Annotated in this window: 14 protein-coding genes; 11 read left to right on the top strand and 3 right to left on the bottom strand. The window is 31.7% G+C overall.

Annotated features, from left to right (window positions below; translation table 11 throughout):
- The first annotated feature begins 127 nt into the window (after positions 1–127).
- From Q0776_RS13555 to Q0776_RS13595, 9 genes are all read left to right on the top strand, one after another.
- On the top strand, positions 128–1,966 hold the full coding sequence (locus tag Q0776_RS13555) for a sulfatase-like hydrolase/transferase (protein ID WP_298369269.1): 1,839 nt from the start codon (positions 128–130) through the stop codon (positions 1,964–1,966).
- Between the two features lie 169 nt (positions 1,967–2,135).
- On the top strand, positions 2,136–3,599 hold the full coding sequence (locus Q0776_RS13560) for a sulfatase-like hydrolase/transferase (protein WP_298369272.1): 1,464 nt from the start codon (positions 2,136–2,138) through the stop codon (positions 3,597–3,599).
- A gap of 5 nt (positions 3,600–3,604) precedes the next feature.
- Positions 3,605–5,239 (top strand): sulfatase-like hydrolase/transferase, encoded by a 1,635-nt coding sequence (locus Q0776_RS13565; RefSeq protein ID WP_298369275.1) that lies wholly within the window; start codon positions 3,605–3,607, stop codon positions 5,237–5,239.
- A 6-nt stretch (positions 5,240–5,245) separates the two neighbouring features.
- Positions 5,246–7,813: a hypothetical protein gene (locus Q0776_RS13570; protein WP_298369277.1), complete on the top strand. Its 2,568-nt coding sequence runs from the start codon at positions 5,246–5,248 to the stop codon at positions 7,811–7,813.
- 11 nt (positions 7,814–7,824) lie between these two features.
- Positions 7,825–9,036, top strand: a complete 1,212-nt coding sequence (locus Q0776_RS13575) for an SGNH/GDSL hydrolase family protein (protein ID WP_298369280.1) — start codon at positions 7,825–7,827, stop codon at positions 9,034–9,036.
- 16 nt (positions 9,037–9,052) lie between these two features.
- Positions 9,053–10,474, top strand: coding sequence for a sialate O-acetylesterase (locus Q0776_RS13580; RefSeq protein WP_298369283.1), 1,422 nt, complete (start codon positions 9,053–9,055; stop codon positions 10,472–10,474).
- A 184-nt stretch (positions 10,475–10,658) separates the two neighbouring features.
- Positions 10,659–13,517: a right-handed parallel beta-helix repeat-containing protein gene (locus tag Q0776_RS13585; protein WP_298369285.1), complete on the top strand. Its 2,859-nt coding sequence runs from the start codon at positions 10,659–10,661 to the stop codon at positions 13,515–13,517.
- A 67-nt stretch (positions 13,518–13,584) separates the two neighbouring features.
- The gene (locus Q0776_RS13590) at positions 13,585–15,012 is read left to right on the top strand and encodes a sulfatase-like hydrolase/transferase (RefSeq protein ID WP_298369288.1); all 1,428 of its coding nucleotides are present in this window, start codon (positions 13,585–13,587) and stop codon (positions 15,010–15,012) included.
- A gap of 142 nt (positions 15,013–15,154) precedes the next feature.
- Positions 15,155–16,948 (top strand): alkaline phosphatase D family protein, encoded by a 1,794-nt coding sequence (locus tag Q0776_RS13595; protein ID WP_298369291.1) that lies wholly within the window; start codon positions 15,155–15,157, stop codon positions 16,946–16,948.
- Positions 16,949–16,965: 17 nt separating this feature from the next.
- Here the strand turns inward: Q0776_RS13595 and Q0776_RS13600 are convergent, their stop codons facing one another.
- Positions 16,966–17,613: an SOS response-associated peptidase gene (locus Q0776_RS13600; RefSeq protein ID WP_298369292.1), complete on the bottom strand. Its 648-nt coding sequence runs from the start codon at positions 17,611–17,613 to the stop codon at positions 16,966–16,968.
- Between the two features lie 10 nt (positions 17,614–17,623).
- Positions 17,624–17,842, bottom strand: a complete 219-nt coding sequence (locus Q0776_RS13605) for a helix-turn-helix transcriptional regulator (protein WP_298369295.1) — start codon at positions 17,840–17,842, stop codon at positions 17,624–17,626.
- A gap of 86 nt (positions 17,843–17,928) precedes the next feature.
- Here Q0776_RS13605 and dnaE point away from each other — a divergent pair, with 86 nt between their 5' ends.
- Both dnaE and dinB read left to right on the top strand, forming a co-directional pair.
- Positions 17,929–20,898, top strand: a complete 2,970-nt coding sequence (gene dnaE, locus Q0776_RS13610) for a DNA polymerase III subunit alpha (RefSeq protein WP_298369297.1) — start codon at positions 17,929–17,931, stop codon at positions 20,896–20,898.
- A 3-nt stretch (positions 20,899–20,901) separates the two neighbouring features.
- Positions 20,902–22,113 (top strand): DNA polymerase IV, encoded by a 1,212-nt coding sequence (gene dinB, locus Q0776_RS13615; protein WP_298369300.1) that lies wholly within the window; start codon positions 20,902–20,904, stop codon positions 22,111–22,113.
- Here the strand turns inward: dinB and Q0776_RS13620 are convergent, their stop codons facing one another.
- Positions 22,114–22,278, bottom strand: coding sequence for a hypothetical protein (locus Q0776_RS13620; RefSeq protein WP_298369302.1), 165 nt, complete (start codon positions 22,276–22,278; stop codon positions 22,114–22,116).
- Between the last annotated feature and the right edge of the window lie 127 nt (positions 22,279–22,405).

Below are 22,405 nucleotides of genomic sequence, written 5' to 3' on the forward strand. Positions count from 1 at the left end.
TTTTGGATCGTCATTTCGAGTGATTTTCGAATCGGAGTGACAAATTGTATCGAGAAATTCTACATTCAATTTCCTAATACCTAAAAAAAATATTTTAAGAGACGAACAAAAATTTAAAACAATAAAAATGAAAAGAATAATAGTTTTAATATTGTTACTAAGTGTAACAGCTAGTAAATTTAGTTTTGCGCAAAAACAGCAACCAAATGTACTTTGGGTTTTAACTGACGATCATAGATATGACGCTGTTCGTTCATTTAATAAAATGCTTACTGGAAAAGAGGAGAGCGCATTAGGATATGTAGAATCTCCTAATATTGACCGCCTGGCTAGTATGGGAACAACATTTATAAACACCTATTGTCAGGCACAAGGTTGTGCGCCTTCACGTGCATCTATGCATTATGGTCGTTATCCGTTTCGTTCAGGAGTTTACGAGTTTGAATATCACAATAATAATTCAGATAATTCATACCCACACTTACCAGAACAAATGGAAAAGTTAGGATATCAAACTGTACATATTGGAAAATTAGGTGTTCGTTTAAGAACTATTAAAAATGGAAAGGCTGTTGCTCCTAATATGTATCAAACAGATATTGATTCAAAAACACTTGCAAATGAAGGTCTTGCTGAATGGGGGAAAATTTCATTGTTGAAAGAAATTGACGGTCAAAAATTGAAAAAACCTTTTAGAAATATCAAATACTTGAAAACTGAAGATGGAAAGTTTCATTTCTTCACAAAAGAATTAGAAGAACAAAATCCACAGTTTGCTGGTATGGCTCAAAAAATTTATGATAAGTTAGACTTACTTCGTAAACATACCAATAAAAAACCGGAGACAGCTTTTAGTCAAGGAATTTTAGGTGGAGTGAGCCCAAGACCAGCAGGAAAAACACGTGATGGTTATTATACTTCTTCATTTATAGATTTCCTAAAAAAAGAAAATAAAGAGTTCAAATTAGGAAAAGCAGCTTTTAAAGGAGTGAATCCAGAGAAGCCTTTATTTTGTCATATTGGTTATGATTTCCCACACACTCCAGTATTACCTCCTGCAGAATATAGAGAGCGTTTTCAAAAATATAAATACAACATTCCTAATTTAACAAAGGAAGAATGGGCAAATATGCCAAATCAACTAAAAAAGCAAGTTGGCAATGCATATTCTAATGATTTTACTGATGAGCAAAAGCTATCTATGATTCAAGATTATTATGCTTTTTGTGCCTATGGTGATGATTTAGTTGGACAATCTGTTGATGCTTTTATCGAATATAGTGAGCAAAAAAATCAACCTTGGTTAGTTGTTTATGTAAATGGAGATCACGGTTGGAAGTTAAACGAGCACGGAGCATATTCAAAATTTACACCTTGGGATATAGATGCTCACAATCCAATTGTTGTGGTTTCTTCAGATAAAAAAGCATTTCCTGCAGGTAAAGTAGTTAGAGATTATACAGAGTTTGTAGATATTGCTCCAACTATTTTAGCGGATGCAGGTGCAAATTTAAAAGATAAAAAGTTTGACTATTTAGATGGAATGAATTTAGCTGAAGTTGTTGCCCAAAAAACACCAGTTAGAGATTATGTAATTGGTGAAAGTCACGCAGTAACTGGTCCAAGAGCATTTATTAGAACTAAAGAATATGTGTTTTCAATGCAAACACGTCCTACAAAAAAACGTGGAGAGAATATGGAATGGGCTTTAAATGCTTCGTATAAAGATTTAGATCCTGCACTTTTTGATATGAAAAAAGATCCGCAAGAAACTAACAATTTAGCTTTTGATAAAAAGTATTCAAAAATAGCAAAAGCTATGAAGCAAAAGTTAATAAATATAGTTCTAGGAGACAATAGAGCCGAAGTAAATTGGGGAAAAGGAATGAATGCAATTAACACCAAAGTTTATCATAGCAATTTTGCTCCTGGAGCTCACGATTATAAGTTGAAACTGAAAAAATAGAATTAATAAATATCGTCAGTTCGAGTAATTTTCGAAACGGAGAGGAGAAAATTGTATCGAGAACTTTTCGATTTAACAAAGACTTCTCGATATAATTTTTCTAGTACCTAGAAAAATCACTCGAAGTGACGTAATTTTTTCAAACAAATAAAATTATCATATGAAATTAATGAAATTATATTTAGCCTTGATAGTAGGAATATTATTACTTCCTGAAGTTTCAAAGGCACAAGAAAAGAAACCAAACTTAATTGTTATTCATACAGATGAGCATAATTTTAGAACGTTAGGTTGCTATCGAGATCAGCTAACTGAAGACCAAGCATTTGTTTGGGGAAAAGGTGTTGAGGTAAAAACACCACATATTGATCGAATTGCAAACGAAGGTGCTATTTGTAATAATTACTATGCTTCATCACCTGTTTGTACTCCATCAAGAGCTTCTTTAGTTTCAGGAAATTATCCTATTAAAACAGCTTCATACCGAAATGATATTCCAATGAAGGATGAGGTTGTAACTTTTGCTGAAGTATTAAAGCAAGAAGGTTATGCAACTTCGTATTTAGGAAAATGGCATTTAGATGGTAAGGCAAAACCTGGTTTTGCTCCAAAAAGGAAATTTGGATTTACAGATAATAAGTATATGTTTAATCGTGGACATTGGAAAGGTTTAGAAGATGATGAACACGGAAATCCAAAATTAGCGGGAGATTACAATGCTAAAAATTTCAAACAAAAAATTAATGTAAAGAATACAACAGCTGTAGATTTTACAACCGATTATTTGGCAACAAAAACAATTGAGATTTTAGAAAGAGATAAGAATAAACCATTTTGTATTATGGTTTCAATTCCAGATCCTCACACGCCAAACACTGTTCGTCCACCTTACGACACAATGTATTCAAACCTACATTTCGAAAAACCTAAAACACTAAAAACTCCAGTTAATGAAATGCCTAATTGGGCTGGTGCACAAGGAAAGAATTTTGTAAATGAATTAGAGCAAGATAAAATGCAACGCTATTTTGGAATGGTGAAATGTATTGATGATAATGTAGGTAGAATTCTTAATTTTTTAGATGAAAATAATTTAACTGAAAATACCATTGTTGTTTTTACTTCTGATCACGGAGATTTAATGGGAGAACATCACAAACACAACAAAGGAAACCCTTATGAGGCTTCGGCAAAAATTCCTTTTGTATTACGTTACCCTAAAAAGGTTAAAGCAGGAAAAGTAATTAAAAAAGCATATACAACAACCGATTTTGCACCTACAATTCTTGGGTTAATGGGAGCTCCAGAAATTAAAAATGCAGACGGAGTAAATGCTTCATCTGATTTTACTTCAAACAAAAAAGAAGTTGTTGACGATAGAGTTACTTATATGACTTCATCACATCAAAAATGGATTGCTGCAGTTACAAATAGATATAAGTTAGTATTGTCGCAAGAAGATAAACCTTGGTTAATAGATTTAGAAGTAAATTCTGATGAGGATATTAACTTTTATAATAATGCTAAATACAAAAAAATAGCCAGTGAATTACAAGCTGAACTATTAAAACAAGCTAAAAAGTACAACGATCCAATTTTTACAAAAGGTAAAAATGATTTAATTTATAAATAATTAAGATGAATAAAATTACAAGTGTTTTAGTAATTGGATTGTCAATTCTATCAATAGTTAATAGTTCTATTAAAGCCCAAAAAAAACCAAATATTATTGTGGTTTTTGCTGATGATATTAGCGCTAGAGAATTACCGATTTACAATTCTTCAACTTGGAGTGTTCCACCACAAGGAGGAAATACTTCAAACCCTAAATATAGAGCTGAAACACCTGTTATGGATAAAATAGCCAATGAAGGTGTTTTTATAAAATCGGCTTGGGGAGCAACAATTTGCTCACCTAGTAGAGCAATGATGATGACTGGTAGGTATGCCCATATTCATAAATGGTGGCATTTAAAAGATAGAGGTTCATTTATAAATAAAAAAGGAAAAAAAGAACATACATATCCTCTTTACGAAAGTTCGCCTCATACAATTGGTCATATTGCAAAAGCGGGTGGCTATGCAACATATTGGGCAGGAAAAACACAAATTGGAGGTGTAGACAAATTTAATTTTGATGAAGGATGTTTTACACCTGGAGTAAATGATAAAAAGAATCCAAATACTGATTTTAAAATTGTTCAGAAAAAAATAAACGGAAAAAGAGTATTAATTAATGAAGATACTGGCGTTGAGGTTGAATATTATCAGCAGTTTGGTTGGTATTGGAAACCACACGTAGAATTAATGAATCACCCAAGTTCAAGTAAACAATTTGAATGGTGGCCAAATACTCCTGAATCGAAGGCTTCTTATGGCTTAAATACTTTTGGACCAGATGTAGAATTAGATTTTGTATTAGATTTTATGGAAAGAAAACATAAAGAAGAGAAACCTTTCTTTGTGTATCATACAACTCATTTAGGTCACGATGGTTGGGATTTTTTCAGTAGCGACATCAATAAAAAAACAAGACAAAAATGGCCTGCAACTCCAAAAGTTGAATGGAAAAATGGAAAATATATTAGAACAAATCCTAATGTAACAGGAGATAATGGAGAATATAATACGCACGGTTCTATTACTGAAGGAGGAATTCATAACCATGTAAAATATTTAGATTATCAATTATGGCAATACATAGAGAAATTAAAAGAGTTAAAAATTGAAGACAATACAATTTTAATATTTTGTGCAGATAACGCAACAAGTGGTTATGGGAAAGGAAGTTTTAATTCACAAAAAGGACCACATATTCCTATGATTATTTATGCTCCGTGTTTAAATATGACCAAACATGGTGAACAAGATGTATTGGCAGATGTTTCAGATATTTTACCAACAATTGCTGAAATATCAGATGTTGAAGTTCCTAAAGACTACGAACTTAATGGAAAAAGCTTGATTCCATTTTTAACAACCAAGACTCCTGAACATAGAGAGTGGATTTACACATATCATATGGAAAAACAATTGATTAGAAGTAAAAATGTATTGATTGATGGTGTTGGTAAAGCATATGACGTTTCTAGCTATCCTGCTGATTTAATTAGTTTTCCTGAAATTAAAGATTGGAGTAAAGCCACTAAAGAACAAAAAGAAGAGTATAAGAAATTAAAATCAATTTTACCTCAATTCGATTTACACGCAACAGAACATGATGCACCAGTGAATGGAATTGGAAAAGTTGAACCATTAAAGTTGAAAAAATAATATACAATGAAGAAATTAGTATTTCCAATAGTTGCGCTTGTGTTGAGTTTTACTGTAAACGCTCAATTCAATAAATCGTATTTCAAGAAATTAAATTCAGAGAGAGTGGAATCAACTGATTTGGTTGAATGGCGACAAGTTGGTCCTGGAATGGCTGGATATTGTGAAGAATTTTGGTGCCATCCAACCGATAAAAATGTTATTATGATGTCGCCAGATATGTACAATACATATGGGTCTTGGGATGCCGGAAAAACTTGGAGTACCGTAAAAGATGCCGATGGAGATGGAAAAGATTTAGCTAGAGTACGTAAGTTTATGTTTTCGTACCAAAATCCTGCATTTGGATTTGCAATAACTGGTGGAGGCAAATTATATAAAACTCTTGATACTGGTAGAAGTTGGAAAGAAGTAAATACCTTCAAAGGTCGTCATTCTGAAATTACAGTAGATCCTTCAAACGATAAAAACTGGTATATAGGTCCTGGAGATTTCTGGAATGTAAAAAAGAGTTGGAGACATATAAATGGACAAGCGGGAAAAGAAAATAAGAATGCCATTTACAGAAGCACTGATAGCGGTAAAACTTGGCAAAAGTTTAAAGTTGGAGATTCTGAAAAAATAGATGTTGGAAGAATTGTAGTTGATCCAAACAATTCAAAAGTAATAATTACCATTACTAACCAAGGTGTTTTTAGAAGTACTGACAAAGGTAAAACTTGGAAACCTAGTGCTAAGGGGTTGCAGGTAAATAGACCTAGAGATTTAGATGCTTACTTTGATAAAAACACAAAAGAATTCATTTTATATTTAGTTGATCAAACAGCATTTGAAGGAAATGGAAAAACGATTACTTCAAAAGGAGGCGTTTATAAAAGTACTGATTCTGGTAAAACTTGGGAAAGCATAACAGGAAATTTAGGTGTTAATTTAAAAGAAATATCAACCAAAGCACTTCAAAATAGATATTGGAAATCTTTATCATATTGGTTTCAAACAAGTGTGAAAGATGTTAGAACAAAATACCCTGAATTACCTACAAATATTTTAGATGTTTGGCATAGAATTCAAGTAAACCCAACCAATAAAAACGAAATTTACTTATCGCATAACACCAAACACGACAAGGCTTTTTTAATGGGTGATGCTTGGAAATCTAACGATGGTGGAAAAACTTGGATAGCTATTGCTAGAACAGGTTTATACTGGAAAAATAACAAAAATAAAGCGTATTGGGAATCTAGAAACAATCCAACAAAAACAAATACAACTTTTGCACATTTACAACCTGAAATGGACAGAAGAGAGAATTCTTGGGGAAATAGATTTTTAGAATTAAGTGTAGATGGCACTGCATATATTTGTTTAGATCAACAAGTATTGGCTTCAAAAAATGGAGGCGAAACTTGGCAACAAATTGATGATAATGAAACTACTCCAGGAAGTAAGCGTTGGGTAGGTCGTGGTGGCAGTAATTTGCCTGGTAGATTTATGTTGTTAGAAACTGGAATTAAAGACAGGTATTTACTTACAAGTGGAGAACACGGTTTATGGCAAACAGCTCCATTAGGTGATTATCCTGAAAAAATGGAGGTTGCTGTAGAACAACTAGAAGGGCAAGTACATCACGGTGGAGCACATTCTGCTGGAACAGTGGCTGTGCATCCAAACAACCCAGATATTATTTACTTTTTATCGTATAGACAAAATCATAGAGGAAAACTTCGTAGATCAATTAATGGCGGTAAAACGTGGGAAAACATTTCAACCATTTTTGCTGCAGATACTCCTGCTCACGAGCGTTTGGTATTTTTAAATTCATTAATTATTGACCCAAACAACTCGAATAATATGTATTTCTGTGCAACTAAAAAACCGATATCTCAAGTTGCTGGTCCATATGCTAAAAGTTTAACAAAAGGAGATTATGGTTTTTATAAATCTACAGATGAAGGTTATACTTGGAACTTAAGTATGAAAGGTTTTCACCCTAACGCAAGTATTAGAAGAGTTGTAATGGACCCTAAAAATCTGGAAACTTTATACGCTGCAGTAAATGATGATAATGGAGGTCTTTTTATTTCAAAAGATAAAGGTGATTCGTGGAAAGAAGTTAAAATTCCTTCTGAAATAAAAAATGTGAATAATATTTTTATTGATAGAAATACGCAGGATATGTTTATTTCAACAGGAAATGAAAATGGAACTGATATTGGCGGTGGCGTTTGGAAAAGCAAAAACAAAGGGAAGTCTTGGGAACGAATTTTTAAACTTCCATACGTTTGGCAATGCGAAACTTCACCAGTAAATTCAAATATAATAACTGTAAGTGCTCCATTAGCACATAGAGCAAAAGCTAAAAATGCGAATGCAAAACTTAATTCGGGAGCATATGCTTCAATGGATGGTGGAAAAACGTGGAATAAAATTAACAGAGGTTTAGGTCAGCACGACAGAATTGTAGATTTAAAACCAGATCCTTATAGAGAAGATGTTTTTTGGGCATCACAAAAAGGAAGTGGTTGGGCAATTGGCTATTTAAAAGGAACCAAAAAAGGTTGGTCTGAAAAATAAATATTAAAAAAATGAAATCATTAGTTACACTTGTAATCGGTTTGTTGTTGTTTACTTCAACCGAGATAAATGCACAAAATAAATACAATTTAGACGTTTCTAAAACTGAAGAATTAAGAGTTAGAGATGGCTTGCCAAATTTTTTTCAAAAATTAAAAGAAGGAAAAGATGTAAAAGTTGGATACATTGGAGGAAGTATTACCAATGGCGGAATGTGGAGAGCAAAATCTATAGAATGGTTAAAAAGTGAATACCCAAAAGCAACTATTACGCAAGTAAATGCTGCAATTGGAGGAACTGGACCAGATTATGGTGCTTGTAGAATTCAAGACCATTTGTTACAACACAATCCTGATATGGTTTTTATAGAATATCGTGTAAATAATGGAGGCGTATATAAGGGGGCTGCTTTAGAAGGATTGATTCCTCAAATTTGGAAAAATAATCCAAATACTGAAATTTGTTTTGTTTACACAATTGCACATTGGATGCTAAATGAAATTAAAGAAGGAAAACAAACTAGTGCAGGACTTTATATGGAGCCTGTAGCAAATCATTATGGAATACCTTCTATAGAATTTGGATTGGAAGTTGTAAAACTTTTGAAGGAAGATAAATTGGTTTTCAAAAAAGGAGATAAACCAGCGGAAGGAAGAATCATTTTTAGTAAAGATGCTGTACATCCAATAGAAGCTGGTCATAATATTTATAGAAATGTTTTAGCAAGATCTTTAAAATCTATGGAAAATCACGGAACACCTGGAGCTAATAAAATTCCAGAACCATTGAATAATAACTCTTTTTCAAATGCGTCAATGGTACCAGTTTCCAAAGCTAAATTTAGTGCTAACTGGAAAAAAGCCAAATTATCAGGAGTTGATATAAATGATGATTTTACTGATAAAAATGGTGGTGAAAAAACCATTTTTAACGAAGCTATGAAAACTACTAAAATTGGAGAGTCTTTTTCATTTAAATGGGATGGTTTTTTACTAGGTTTTACTGCTTTGTTAGATGCAAAAGGAGCTATTCAAGTAGAAGTAACTACCGATGGAGGAAAACCAAAATTAATTGATTTAAAATCTAGAAGTGGAAAACCACAAACCAAGTATACTTTTTTAAAAGAAGTAAAAAAAGGTGCACATACAACAACTGTAAAACTTGTAAAATTAGCACCTGAAAAAGTATTGCAAATAGGTCAGTTTTTAGTTGTTAACAAATAGTTTAAAGCAATATAAAATGAACAAAATCTCAAAGTATTTATTTAGTTTTCTAGTAATTTGGATTGTTTCTTTACCAATAAATGCTCAAACCAAACTAGCTACTATTTTTAATAGTCATATGGTGTTGCAACGCAATACTGAAGTACATATTTGGGGGAAAGATACTCCAAATAAAACCATAGAACTACAAGCTAGTTGGGGAAAACAAGCAAAAACTAAAACCAATTCAAAGGGAGTTTGGAAAACAACTATTCAAACTACAAATGCTGGTGGACCTTATACTATAAAGGTTAATGGATCTCAAAGTATTGTATTAGAAGATATTTTATTGGGTGAAGTTTGGTTGTGTAGCGGACAATCTAATATGGCAATGAAACTTGAAGGAAATATTGGACAACATATTGAGGGCAGTAACAACGCAATTTTAAAAAGTACCAACTCACAACTACGATTTTTTACTGTTGAAAGAAAAGCAAGCTCAATACCTTTAGACGATTGCAAAGGTAATTGGGAAGTTTCAAATCCAAAATCTTCGGCAAAATTTAGTGCTGTTGGTTATTTCTTTGGAAAAATGATTCAAGAATCATTAGGTGTTCCAGTTGGTTTAATTTCAAGTAATGTTGGTGGTACACCAGCACAAGCTTGGACTTCAAAAAATGTTTTAGATGCTGAATTTCCAGAATTTAAAAATATTTCACCACAAAAAGTAAATACTAAAAACCCTTCAGTTTTATTTAATGGAATGATAAATCCGTTAATTCCATTTACAATTAAAGGTTCAATTTGGTATCAAGGTGAAGGAAATAGATGGAATCCAGAACAATATTCAAGGTTATTTCCTGCAATGATTAAAAATTGGAGAGATGAATGGAAACAAGGAGATTTTCCGTTTTATTTTGTTCAATTGGCTCCTTATGGAAATAAAGATTTAGAAGGTTGGGTTGGCATTCAGCAAGCGCAACTAAAAACAATGCTTACTGTTCCCAAAACTGGAATGGCTGTAATTAATGATATTGGTTATAAAACAAGAATTCATCCTCCAAAAAAGAGAGAAGTTGGTGAACGTTTAGCTTTGTGGGCATTGGTAAAAGATTATAATATTGAAGGAATTGTACATTCTGGTCCAATTTATAAATCTATGAAAATTGAAAAAAATAAAGTTTTAATTAGTTTTAAAGAAGCTCCTTTAGGAATAACTTCATTAGGAAAAACACTTGCAAATTTTGAAATTTCAGGAGAAGATGGAGTTTATCATACTGCAAATGTAAAAATTATAGAAAAAGGTATAACCTTACAAGTTTGGAGCGAAGAGGTTTCTACACCAAAAAACGTGCGTTATGGTTGGAATAGTTATATTGACGGAAGTTTATTCAATACAGCAGGTTTACCAGCTTCAGCATTTTGTACTGAACGTTGGGAAAATATCTTAAAAAAGTAACTAATTAACCATTCCTACTATTTATTAGGACGTTTGGTTTCATTATGAGAAGAAAAAAGAAGGATTTTTGTTAAGAAGAAATTTACATGAAAATTGTATTTAGAAATAATAATTCTAAACATGATTTTAAAAGAATTTTCTAGATAACAATACATTGGTTATAAATATAAAATAATTAGCTATAATGAAACAAGGTAAAAATATGCACAAAGGAATAAGCCTAATCTTTTTTTTAATATGTATTGGATTTTCAAAACTGTATTCGCAAGATATTCACGTGTATTCAACAGATATTCCTTGGGTTCAAGGCTCAATTACTGAAGATTCAGATAAAATATATTCTATTAATGAAGCTATTAATCAGGCTTCAAATGGAGATGTAATTATTATTCACGAAGGAATTTATCGTGAAAAAGTTGTTGTTAACAAGAATAATTTAACACTTAAAAATTACAATAGTGACTATGTGTTGGTTACAGGAGCTGATAAAGTTTCAGGAACATGGAGCGATGCTACTGGAATGACTTCTGGAGTAAAAGTAATTGATATTTCGGGTATAAATATAGAAACGGATTACAGTCAGTTGTTTGCAAATGGAAACATTCAAAAATTAGGCCGTCATCCAAATAGAAATATTGAAGATATGATGGAAGTTATCCATTCCGATGGTGGTTACGCACCGTTAACCAACGCTTCAAAACCTTCAGGAGCAACTGCTACCGGACAAGTAACTTTTCAAGAAACCACCATTCCAGATGTAGATTTAACTGGAGGAATTGTAAGAGCAATGACCGGGAAAATGCGTAATTATGTTTACGGTAACGTTGTTTCAAATTCAGGAAATACAGTTTCATTTAAGGCTATAAACGGTAATACAGATTGGAAAAAAGATAATGCCATTGCTTCAACAAGATTTAAATTTAGTTGGGGATATGTGTTGCATAAAAATTTGGTTGACACTAAAGGTGAATGGTTTATTGAAAACAACAAATTGTATTATTTCCCTTCAAACGGAGGAAATATAAATGATTATAGAATTGAATTGCAAACACGTGAAAAAGTGTTGGTATTAAATAATACAGAAGGCATTCAAGTTTCAGGTATCAATTTTGTTGCCGGAAATGTAGATTTTCAAGATGCCAATAATGCAGTTATTGAAGATTGTACATTTAGATATTTGCATCCATTTTGGACTCCAAATGGCTACGGTCAAAATGATACAGATCCGAAAGGAATTTATTTAGAAGATAGCTCAAATAATACATTTAAAAACACCTATGTTGGTCATAGTTGGGGAAATATGGTTGCGTTGCGCAGTGGAGCAAACAATTCTTTTGAAAACTGTACCATTGAAGATTTTGGGTGGGTAGGCGTATTTACTTCAGGAATTCATATAAATAAATCGAACAACACCAATATTAACAATTGTACGTTTGGTGATGCCGGAAGATTTCAAATTCGTGTTGATGGAGGAGACGCTAAAGTGAATATTATGGATTCGGACTTTTACGGTGCAATGAAAATGGGTGAAGACGCTGGTCCAATTGAAGCAACAAGTACAGGTAGAATAGAATCTTTAGATTTAAAAGGTGGTGTAATTGCGTATAATAAAATTCACGATGTAAAAGGAATTCCAGTTTCAGATGGTAACTATAACAAGCAAAAAATTACTGCTTTTTATATGGAGGACACTGAAAATTATACCGCACATCATAACTTAATTTACAATATAAAAGCGGATAATTATAACGGTTCAGTAGATATTACACGACACGGTGAATTTTTATATTTAGGTCCTAGATATAACCCAATGGATAATCCTGTAAACTATTATAACAACACTATTTGGAACTACGATTTTTGTATTAGTATCTGGAATATTGAAATAGATAATTGGGAAGCATTAGGTTTAGATTTTGATTCTGGTAGAATGACAGATGGACATTTTGCAAATAATATTTTTATGTCCGATTCTGATTTTAAATTAAGTTATGTCCGTCAAATTTTGTCAAGTACAGGAGGAAATCAAGGTTATGTTACTTTGAATCCAAGTCCAAGTTTAGAAACAACTGATTGGAATGAATTTACAACACATTGTGCTAATTATAATTATCATTTTAATCCTGAAAATAATGTATTTTTAAACCTTTCGGAAGAAAATTCAAATTTTGCTAATGTTGCAAACGGGGACTTTAATTTAAGTAGTTCTTCTTCAGCAATTGCAGCTGGAGTAGAAATACCTGGAATTACTAGTTCAACAACACCAAACGCTGGGGCTTTAGAAGGTGGAAATAGAGTTTTAAATGCTGGTGCAAATTTAACCTTACCTGATTTTTTAGAGAAAGAATTTTCAATATTAAATACAAAATTTTCAATTGCTATTACTTCAGAAACCTGTCCTGATAAAAACAATGGAACATTAACAATTACGCCAAATATTGAAGCTAATTACCAAGTAAATTTCAATGGAAATGTTCACGAATTTACTAATGAAATTTCTTTTGAAAATTTAGCCCCAAATTCCTATGAAATATGTATTAATATTGAAGGGGGAAATGAAAGTCAGTGTTTTAATGCTAAAGTAAAAGGAGTGGATGAATTATCGTCAAAAACAAGTCTGTCAGGCAAACAATTTGAGGTAAGTATTACATCAGGAACAGCTCCTTTCCGAGTTTTAGTTAACAATACTCAAATTATGGAAACAACTTCTTCTAAATTTAAAATTGAAGTTAGTCAAGGAGATATTGTAAGCGTAAAAACGGCAAAAGAATGTGAAGGTGAATTGTTAAAAACCATAGATTTTTATGAGGATGCGAAACCGACACCTAATCCAACAAAAGGAGAATTTAGAATTTCACTTCCAACTAATGAGGGGAACATTCCTATTGAAATTTACAATGTTCAAGGGCAATTAATTTCTTCAAAAATTTACGCTATAACTTCAAGTGAAGTTGAGCTTAATTTAAAGGGAAAGCCAGCAGGTGTTTATTTAGTTAAAGTAGGAACAATAAAACCAATATATTTCAAAATAGTAAAATATTAGAATTTAGTATTTAGCAAATTCAAAATTTATAAAAATATTATTAAAATATAATTAAGAATAGTAAAAAATGAAAAATTTAAGTATAGTCTCTTTCCTGTTATTATTAGTGTCTTTTCAGTCGTTTTCACAAAACAAAACCAAAAAAGAGAGGCCAAACATAATTATTTTTATGGCCGATGATATGGGATATGCTGATACTGGATTTACAGGAGCAACCGATATTTTAACTCCTAATTTAGACAAACTAGCAGAAAATGGAGTGGTGTTTGAGCAGGGTTATGCAAACCATTCATTTTGTGCACCAAGTAGAGCCGCTTTATTGTCGGGTAAATATCCATATAGATTTGGTTTTGAAACAAATCCAGCTTACGACCCAGCAAATCCGTTAATGGGGATAGATCCAAGTGTAAAATTATTTCCTAAAAGATTACAAGAAGTTGGCTATAAAACAGCGATTGTAGGAAAATGGCATTTAGGAGCTTCAGAAAAACATCATCCAAATAATAGAGGTTTTGATTATTTCTATGGATTTTTAGGTGGAGGACATGATTATTTCAAAATTGATACTACAAAGCCTGTTTGGGAAGCCTATTTACAAGGATTAACTCGAAATAAAAAAACAGCAAATTTTGACGGTTATTTAACAACGGCATTAAGTAATGATGCCGCTAATTTTGTTAATGAAAACAAAGATAATCCATTCTTTTTATTTGTTTCGTACAACGCACCTCACCAACCTTTACAAGCTCCAAAAGAAGATATAGAGAGATACAGTCATATAAAAGATAAAAAAAGAAGAGTATATGCTGCAATGGTAGATGTTATGGATAGAGGAATTGGTAATGTGGTTGCAACTTTAAAGAAAAATGGAATTTATGAAAATACATTAATATTTTTCTTAAGTGATAACGGCGGACCTCAAGGATCTAAAGAAAACCCAGGAAAAGGAAATGCTTCAAGTAATAAGCCTTTTAGAGGAGGTAAAGGAAGTTTTTATGATGGAGGTGTTCACGTTCCATTTATTGCTTCGTGGCCTGCAAAATTTAAATCGGGTTCTAGATATAAATTACCGGTTAATTCATTAGATATAGGTAAAACAGCTGTTGCCGTAGCAGGAGTAGAACCTAATTCTGTAATTGATATGGAAGGAGTAAATCTAATTCCTTTTGTAATAGGAGAAGATAAAAAAGCACCGCACGATGCAATTTATTGGAGAGGTGGTAGTAATTGGTCTGTTCTTGCATCGGATGGAATGAAACACGTTAAGGACAAAGACAGTAAAAACTCAGAGCTGTTTTATTTACCAAACGATATTTCAGAATCGGAGGATATTATTGACAAGAAATCTATAAGAGCTAAAGAATTACATGCTAAATGGATTGAATGGAATAAAAAAAATATTGACGAAAAAATGATGGGATACAAGGCTTACCATAAATTGCGCACAGAGTTTTTTAAAGAAGCTGTTCCAAAGAGTAAAAAAAAGAATAAATAACACTTAAAAATGAAAAGCATTTAAAGATAATTTTTAGTACTAACATTAGTAAAGATTTTTAAATTACAGCTTTTCGTAAAGATATTTGGAAATTACAATCTGAAGAAAGAAAAAAACAAATAGACGCTATTAATAATCAATTATGAAAAAATCAATTTTAATTCTTCTAGTTTTAGTAATAAACTTTTCTTACGGACAAAAAGATGTGTTAGACATTTCAGAAAAGAAAGCTGCAAAAAATAAAATTTGTTTTGCATTGTATACTGTGCACGAAAACACTCTTAAAATGACAGCACAGTTTTATCCGATAAAAAACTACGATCCGTTTAGAGCTACACTTCAAATTAAAAATAATGGTAATTGGGAGAATGTTCAAGAAAGTGAAATTCATTACCCAGGTTATACAGCGCATTTCAGAATAGAAAATTGGGACGACACCAAAGAAAAGGAATATAGAGTTGTTTATAAAAAGAATCAATTTTATACAGGGATTATTCGTCAAAACCCTGTAAATAAAGACGAAGTTGTAATGGCAGCCTTTTCTTGTTGGTCTATTTATGAAAGACACGGCGGGCAAGAACCTGAAACAGATATTGTAAATAATTTAAAAAAGTTAAAACCAGATGTGTTGTTTTTTGCAGGCGATCAGGTTTACGACCATAGTGAACATTATAAATATTGGTTAAAGTTTGGAGAATCTTTTGGAGATGTAATTAGAAACACACCAACAATTGCAATTCCTGATGATCACGATGTAGGACAAGGAAATATTTGGGGTGATGGAGGAAGAAAATCTGAAACTAGAGATGGAAATTATGGAGGTTATTATATGCCAGTAAACTACATTGAAGAAGTTCAAAGAGCACAAACTTGGCATTTGCCAGATCCTTACGATGCCACTCCAATTGAACAAGGAATAGGTGTTTATTATACAGATTTAACTTGGGGCGGAATAAGTTTTGCCATTGTTGAAGATAGAAAATTTAAATCTGGACCTAGAAGAGTTTTAAGTAAAAAAAGATTTAATGATACTCGAGAGATGGATGTGTTAGAAGCCACTTTATTAGGTGAAAGACAATTAGATTTTTTAGAGGATTGGACTACAAATTGGAAAAATGCCGAAATGAAAGCTGTTTTGTCTCAAACAATTTTTACCAATTTGGCAACACATTCACCAACTATCGATAAAAAGCAACGTTACAGTGTAGATTCTAATGGTTGGCCACAAGCAGGAAGAAACAAAGCGTTAAATGTTATTAGAAAAAGTTTTGCGTGTATGATTGCTGGAGATCAACACTTGGGTTCTGTGGTACATCACGGAATTGAAGATTGGAACAATGCAGGATATTCTTTTGCTGTTCCTGCTGCTGCTAATTATTGGATGCGTTGGTGGAATCCTGATGCGCCAGGGAAAAATCATATAAAAGGAGCTCCAAATTATACTGGTGAATATAATGATGCTTTTCAAAATAAAATAACAGTACACGCAGTTGCAAACCCTACTCATAAGGATAATAGTCCTAAAAATGATTTGTTAAATGGTAGAGCTGCAGGTTATGGAATTATTAAATTTAATAAACCAAAGCGTGCAATTACATTTGAGTGTTGGGAACGTAATGTAGATATGTTTGCTGAAGGTAGTAAACCTTATGAAGGGTGGCCATTTACTTTTTCACAAAAAGATAATTTCAAAATTTCTAATGGTTTTGAATTACCAACGCTGAAAATATCTAAAGAAGATCAAGTAGTAACGGTTAGAAACGATTATACAAAAGAAGTTATTTCTTCATTAAGAATAAATGGAAATCAATATAAACCAACTGTTTTATATCCAGGACACTATACTATTGAAGTTGGAGAAGGCGAGAACCTAAAACGTTATTTTGGTGTTGAAGCTGTAAAGAAAAACAAAAAGAATATAAGTATAACAATGTAGAGAAGCAGCATAAGTAATTAACTAAATAAACCTAATTGATTTGAATTTGGTTTTAATGAAGTAGCAATTAAGTTATTACTATACGGATAAGCAAATTGTTTGTAATTGGTACCACTTAACCAATTTTGTTCGTCTTCTTTTTTTAAAATAATAGGCATCCGTTGTTTGGTGTTATGTATTTCGCTCATTAATTCATTCGCTTCTGTAGTAATTATTGTGTACGAATTTAAAGTTGTGTCATTAAAATTTGTCCACTGTGTGTATAAACCTGCAAAGGCAAATAATTCTTCGTTTGGAAGCGTGATTAAAAATTTTTCTTTTTTAGAACCGCTTTTAGTTTTCCATTGCCATTCATAAAAACCATCAGCAATAATTAAACAGCGATTTTGTACTACATCTTTAAACGATTTTTTTTCGTTTAAAGTTTCTATTCTAGCATTTAAGGTGTAATTTCTTATAGATTCATCTTGCGACCAACTTGGAACTAATCCCCAATTGTAGAACTGTATTTTTTTAGGGTTTTTATTTGTAATTATAGGAGTTTTTGGATATTCAAAAGCGCTACAAAACTCAATAGGCTCATAATCATTCAAATCATCTAAAGCGGTGTTAAAACGCTCCATTAATTCTTCTTTTTGCTTAATAATTCGTGTTTGATAGCACATAAAAAATTATTTAAAGTTCTAAGTTATTTAAATTTTCTTTAATTAATACATCCATAGAAATATTTATGTACTCCGATAGACTGATTAAAAACTCAATAGGAGGTGACGCTCTTTTGTCTTCATACGAACTAATTCTTGAGCGCGAGACTTTTAAATCTTCGGCAAGTCGCTCTTGAGAAAGTCCTTTTAAAGCTCTAATATATTTAATGTTTTTTGCTAAATAATTCATAATGCTAATAAATTGAGCAACACTTGCTCAAATAATAAGCTAATTTAGCAAAATATAAAGTTTATTAAAAATATTAGTTATTAACAATGTATTTGAATTCACATACATATTATAGTTTACGATATGGTACAGTGTCGCCTAAAGAACTTATAGATAGCGCTTTAAGTTTAGGTGTTAAAACATTTTGTTTAACAGATATTAATAGTACTTCAGCAAATTTAGAGTTTGTTCGTTTGGCTCAAAAAAAAGAACTTAAACCAATACTTGGAGTCGATTTTAGAAATGGGGCTAAACAACAATTTATTGTATTAGCTAAAAATAATAATGGTTACCAACTTGTAAATAATTACCTATCAGAGTTATTGCATTTAGATAATTTTGAAGTGCCTATAAAAGCAAAACAGCTTCCAAATACGTATGTTATTTATCCCTTTAAAACAGAAGTTTTTAAATTATTAGAAAACGAATTTATAGGAATAAAACCATTAGATTTAAATTATTTAAAGTTTTCTGAATGGAGGTTTCAACAACATAAATTAGTAATCTTAAAAACGGTTTCATTTCAAAATAAAAAGGGATTTAATACACACAGATTATTACGAGCCATAGATAACAATACGTTATTAAGTAAACTTTCAAAAACAGAGCAAGGAGAGGAATCTGATGTAATGATTTCAGAAGAAATTTTAAAAGAAATATATAAAGAATATCCTCAAATTATTGAAAACACGAAGTGGTTATTGAGTAGTTGTTCTATTGATTTTCAGTTTTCTAATGCTAAACCAAAAAACCAAGAGACATACACCTGTAATAAAGATTTAGATTTTAAATTATTACGTAAATTGGCTTATGAGGGTTTAAATTATCGGTATAAAAAAATAGGGAAACGTGTATTTGAACGATTAGAAAAAGAGCTTAAAATTATTAAGGAAAAACAATTTGTATCGTATTTTTTAATTAATTGGAAAATTTTAAAATATGCGAGAAGCAAAGGATATTATTATGTAGGAAGAGGAAGTGGAGCCAATAGTATTATTGCATATTTATTAAGAATTACCGATGTTGATCCTATTGAATTAGATTTGTATTTTGAACGATTTATTAATCTATACCGTACAAATCCACCCGATTTTGATATTGATTTTTCGTGGCGAGATAGAGATGATGTAATGAATTATATTTTTAAAACATTTAAAAACACATCACTTATTGCGGTTTATAATACGTTTAAATACAAAGCTTCGGTTCGTGAAATTGGTAAAGTTTTTGGACTTCCAAAAGAAGAAATAGATAAGCTTACGTTAGGGAATTTTAATGTTCATAAACTCGATGAGCTATCTCGTTTAGTCTTGGTTTATAGTAAGTTAATAAAAGGTTTTCCTAATTATTTAGGAATTCATCCGGGAGGTATTTTAATTTCAGAAAAACCAATTAATTATTACACAGCAACTTATTTACCTCCAAAAGGGTTTTCAACAGCAATGTTCGATATGGTTGTGGCTGAAGATATTGGTTTGTACAAATTTGATATTTTAAGTCAGCGTGGTTTGGGTAAAATTCGCGAAGCAGTTGATATTGTAAAATACAATCACCCAAAACTTCCAGAAATAGATATACACGATATTAAACGGTTTAAGGAAGATTTAAAAATTAAAATAATGCTAAAAAATGCCAAAGCTATTGGTTGTTTTTATGTAGAATCTCCGGCAATGCGTATGCTGCTTAAAAAGTTACAAGTAGATAATTATTTGGGTTTGGTAGCTGCAAGTTCGGTAATTCGTCCGGGTGTTGCAAAATCGGGAATGATGCGCGAATATATTTTACGTTATAGAAATCCGGAACGAAGAAAAGATGCACATCCTATATTATTAGATATAATGCCTGAAACGTATGGTGTAATGGTATATCAGGAAGATGTGATAAAAGTAGCGCATCATTTTGGAGGTTTAAGTTTGGGAGAAGCCGATATGTTACGCCGTGGAATGAGTGGTAAATTTCGTTCGAGAGATGAGTTTATGAAAGTTAAAAATCAGTTTTTTGAAAACTGTAAACAGAAAGGAGAAAGCTTTGAGTTAACTTCAGAAATATGGCGACAAATAGAGAGTTTTGCTGGTTATGCGTTTGCCAAAGGACATTCGGCTTCGTATGCGGTTGAAAGTTACCAAAGTCTGTTTTTAAAAGCCTACTATCCATTAGAATATATGGTAGCAACACTAAATAATTTTGGAGGTTTTTACCGTCCAGAATATTATGTACACGAAGCCCGAATGAATGGTGGAATTATACATCCCCCAACAATCAATAAATCGTATTATCATAATTATATCGAAGGAAATAACATTTACTTAGGCTTTATAATGTTACAATCTTTTGAAGTGAAAAATGCATCTAAAATTGTAGCTGAAAGAACTAAAAACGGAGCGTTTTTAAACTTAGATGATTTTATAGATCGGGTAGCAATTTCATTAGAGCAGATTTCAATTTTAATTAAGGTCAATGCGTTTAAATTTACGGGTAGAAATAAAAGAGAATTACTATGGGAAGCACATATGAAAGTAAATAAAGTGTGTTTAGAAGAGCATATAGTAACGTTGTTTAAGTCGGAAAAAGTTACTTATAAAACGCCAGAATTAATAAGCTCAAACTTAGAAGATGCTTTTGATGAATTACAATACATTGGTTTTCCTTTAAGCAGTCCGTTTAGGTTATTAACTAAGCCTGTAAATCAGCAATTATTTGCTGCAGATTTGCTAAAATTTGTTAATAAAACAGTAACAGTTTATGGCTATTATGTTACGGTTAAAAGAACGTCCACTTCAAAAGGAAATTTAATGTATTTTGGAACTTTTATAGATAGTAAAGGCGATCATATTGATACGGTACATTTTCCTCCTTCAGCAAAAAAATATCCTATTAAAGGACGCGGGATTTACAAAATAATAGGAAAAGTAACCGCAGAATTTGATTGTGTAAGTATTGAAGTTGACATGTTAGAAAAACTGGCAATTATGCAAGATCCACGTTATACAGATGAACCAATAGAAAAAGTAATATAAATTATGGAACGCTCAATAGTACATATGGATTTAGACACTTTTTTTGTATCGTGCGAACGTTTAATTGATAGTAGATTAAACAATAGACCTGTATTAATTGGAGGAACTTCAGATAGAGGTGTAGTGGCAAGTTGTAGTTACGAAGCACGTAAATATGGTGTACACTCTGCAATGCCAATGCGCATGGCAAAACAATTATGTCCTGAAGCAATAGTTTTAAGAGGTAATTCGGGAATTTATACAAAGTACTCAAAATTAGTAACCGATGTTATAAAAGATACGGTTCCGTTGTATGAAAAATCTTCAATAGATGAGTTTTATATAGATTTAACAGGAATGGATCAATTTTTTGGCTGTCATCAATTAGCTTCGGAGTTACGAACAAAAATTATAAGAGAAACAGGTTTGCCAATTTCATTTGGTTTGTCAGCAAATAAAACGGTTTCAAAAATAGCAACGGGAGAGGCAAAACCTAACAACGAGATAAAAGTAAATGTAGGAACCGAAAAACCATTTTTAGCACCACTTTCGGTACGGAAAATTCCAATGGTAGGAGAGAAGACGTATAACTCGTTATGCGATTTAGGAATTAAACGTATTAAAACAGTGCAAGAAATGCCTATTGATATGATGACACGTGTTTTTGGTAAACACGGATCGGGTATTTGGAAAAAAGCAAATGGAATAGATAATTCACCTGTAATTCGCTATCACGAGCGCAAGTCTATTTCAACAGAACGTACATTTGATAAAGATACAACAGATATTGTAAAACTGAAAAGTATTATTGTTGCAATGGCTGAAAATTTAATATATCAATTGCGAAGAGGTGATAAATTAACAGCGTGTGTAACGTTTAAAATACGGTATTCCGATTTTCAAACGTACACCAAACAACAGCGAATTCCTTATAGTTCATCCGATCACTCTATTTTACCAATTGTAATGAACCTTTATGAAAGTTTATATCAGCGAAGATTGTTGGTGCGTTTAATAGGTGTTAAATTTAGCCATTTAGTAAGTGGAGGACATCAAATTAATTTATTTGAAGACAATGAGAAAATAATGAATTTGTATCAGGCAATGGATAAAATGCGTGAACGTTATGGAGATAGGGCTGTAATACGAGCTTCAGGTATGGGAGCAAAAAGTATAAGTAGATGGAATCCTTTTAGTGGAGAGCCACCACCATTATTACCAAATAGAAGAAGATAACTAATTGCTAGATTTGTTTTTAAGCTCATGCATTTTTTTTACCATTTCTTTTAAACGATTTTCACGAGCAATTTTGTCTTCTCTTTCCTTATTTTTCTTTCTATTCATAAGTTTACTATGTTTAGCTTTGTTTTTGGTGTTTTTTGGTGAGCCTTTTTTTGCCATAAATTGTATCTAAAGGATTCAAAATTACAATAATATATTTTTACTAATTAAAATATGAATTTTATAAACTTGAAAAAGGATAAAAAGTAACAATAAACATAACTCTAATTAACTAGTAAAACTGTTT

Origin of the sequence: uncultured Lutibacter sp. (assembly GCF_947495725.1) — a bacterium.
GTDB lineage: Bacteria > Bacteroidota > Bacteroidia > Flavobacteriales > Flavobacteriaceae > Lutibacter.

Bases quoted from the DNA above. Each gene is read 5' to 3' on its own strand.
- Q0776_RS13580 (WP_298369283.1), top strand. From the start codon at position 9,053: ATGAACAAAATCTCAAAGTATTTATTTAGTTTTCTAGTAATTTGGATT.
- Q0776_RS13575 (WP_298369280.1), top strand. From the start codon at position 7,825: ATGAAATCATTAGTTACACTTGTAATCGGTTTGTTGTTGTTTACTTCA.
- Q0776_RS13585 (WP_298369285.1), top strand. From the start codon at position 10,659: ATGAAACAAGGTAAAAATATGCACAAAGGAATAAGCCTAATCTTTTTT.
- Q0776_RS13595 (WP_298369291.1), top strand. From the start codon at position 15,155: ATGAAAAAATCAATTTTAATTCTTCTAGTTTTAGTAATAAACTTTTCT.
- Q0776_RS13605 (WP_298369295.1), bottom strand. From the start codon at position 17,842: ATGAATTATTTAGCAAAAAACATTAAATATATTAGAGCTTTAAAAGGA.
- Q0776_RS13600 (WP_298369292.1), bottom strand. From the start codon at position 17,613: ATGTGCTATCAAACACGAATTATTAAGCAAAAAGAAGAATTAATGGAG.
- Q0776_RS13565 (WP_298369275.1), top strand. From the start codon at position 3,605: ATGAATAAAATTACAAGTGTTTTAGTAATTGGATTGTCAATTCTATCA.
- dnaE (WP_298369297.1), top strand. From the start codon at position 17,929: ATGTATTTGAATTCACATACATATTATAGTTTACGATATGGTACAGTG.
- dinB (WP_298369300.1), top strand. From the start codon at position 20,902: ATGGAACGCTCAATAGTACATATGGATTTAGACACTTTTTTTGTATCG.
- Q0776_RS13620 (WP_298369302.1), bottom strand. From the start codon at position 22,278: ATGGCAAAAAAAGGCTCACCAAAAAACACCAAAAACAAAGCTAAACAT.
- Q0776_RS13570 (WP_298369277.1), top strand. From the start codon at position 5,246: ATGAAGAAATTAGTATTTCCAATAGTTGCGCTTGTGTTGAGTTTTACT.
- Q0776_RS13560 (WP_298369272.1), top strand. From the start codon at position 2,136: ATGAAATTATATTTAGCCTTGATAGTAGGAATATTATTACTTCCTGAA.
- Q0776_RS13590 (WP_298369288.1), top strand. From the start codon at position 13,585: ATGAAAAATTTAAGTATAGTCTCTTTCCTGTTATTATTAGTGTCTTTT.
- Q0776_RS13555 (WP_298369269.1), top strand. From the start codon at position 128: ATGAAAAGAATAATAGTTTTAATATTGTTACTAAGTGTAACAGCTAGT.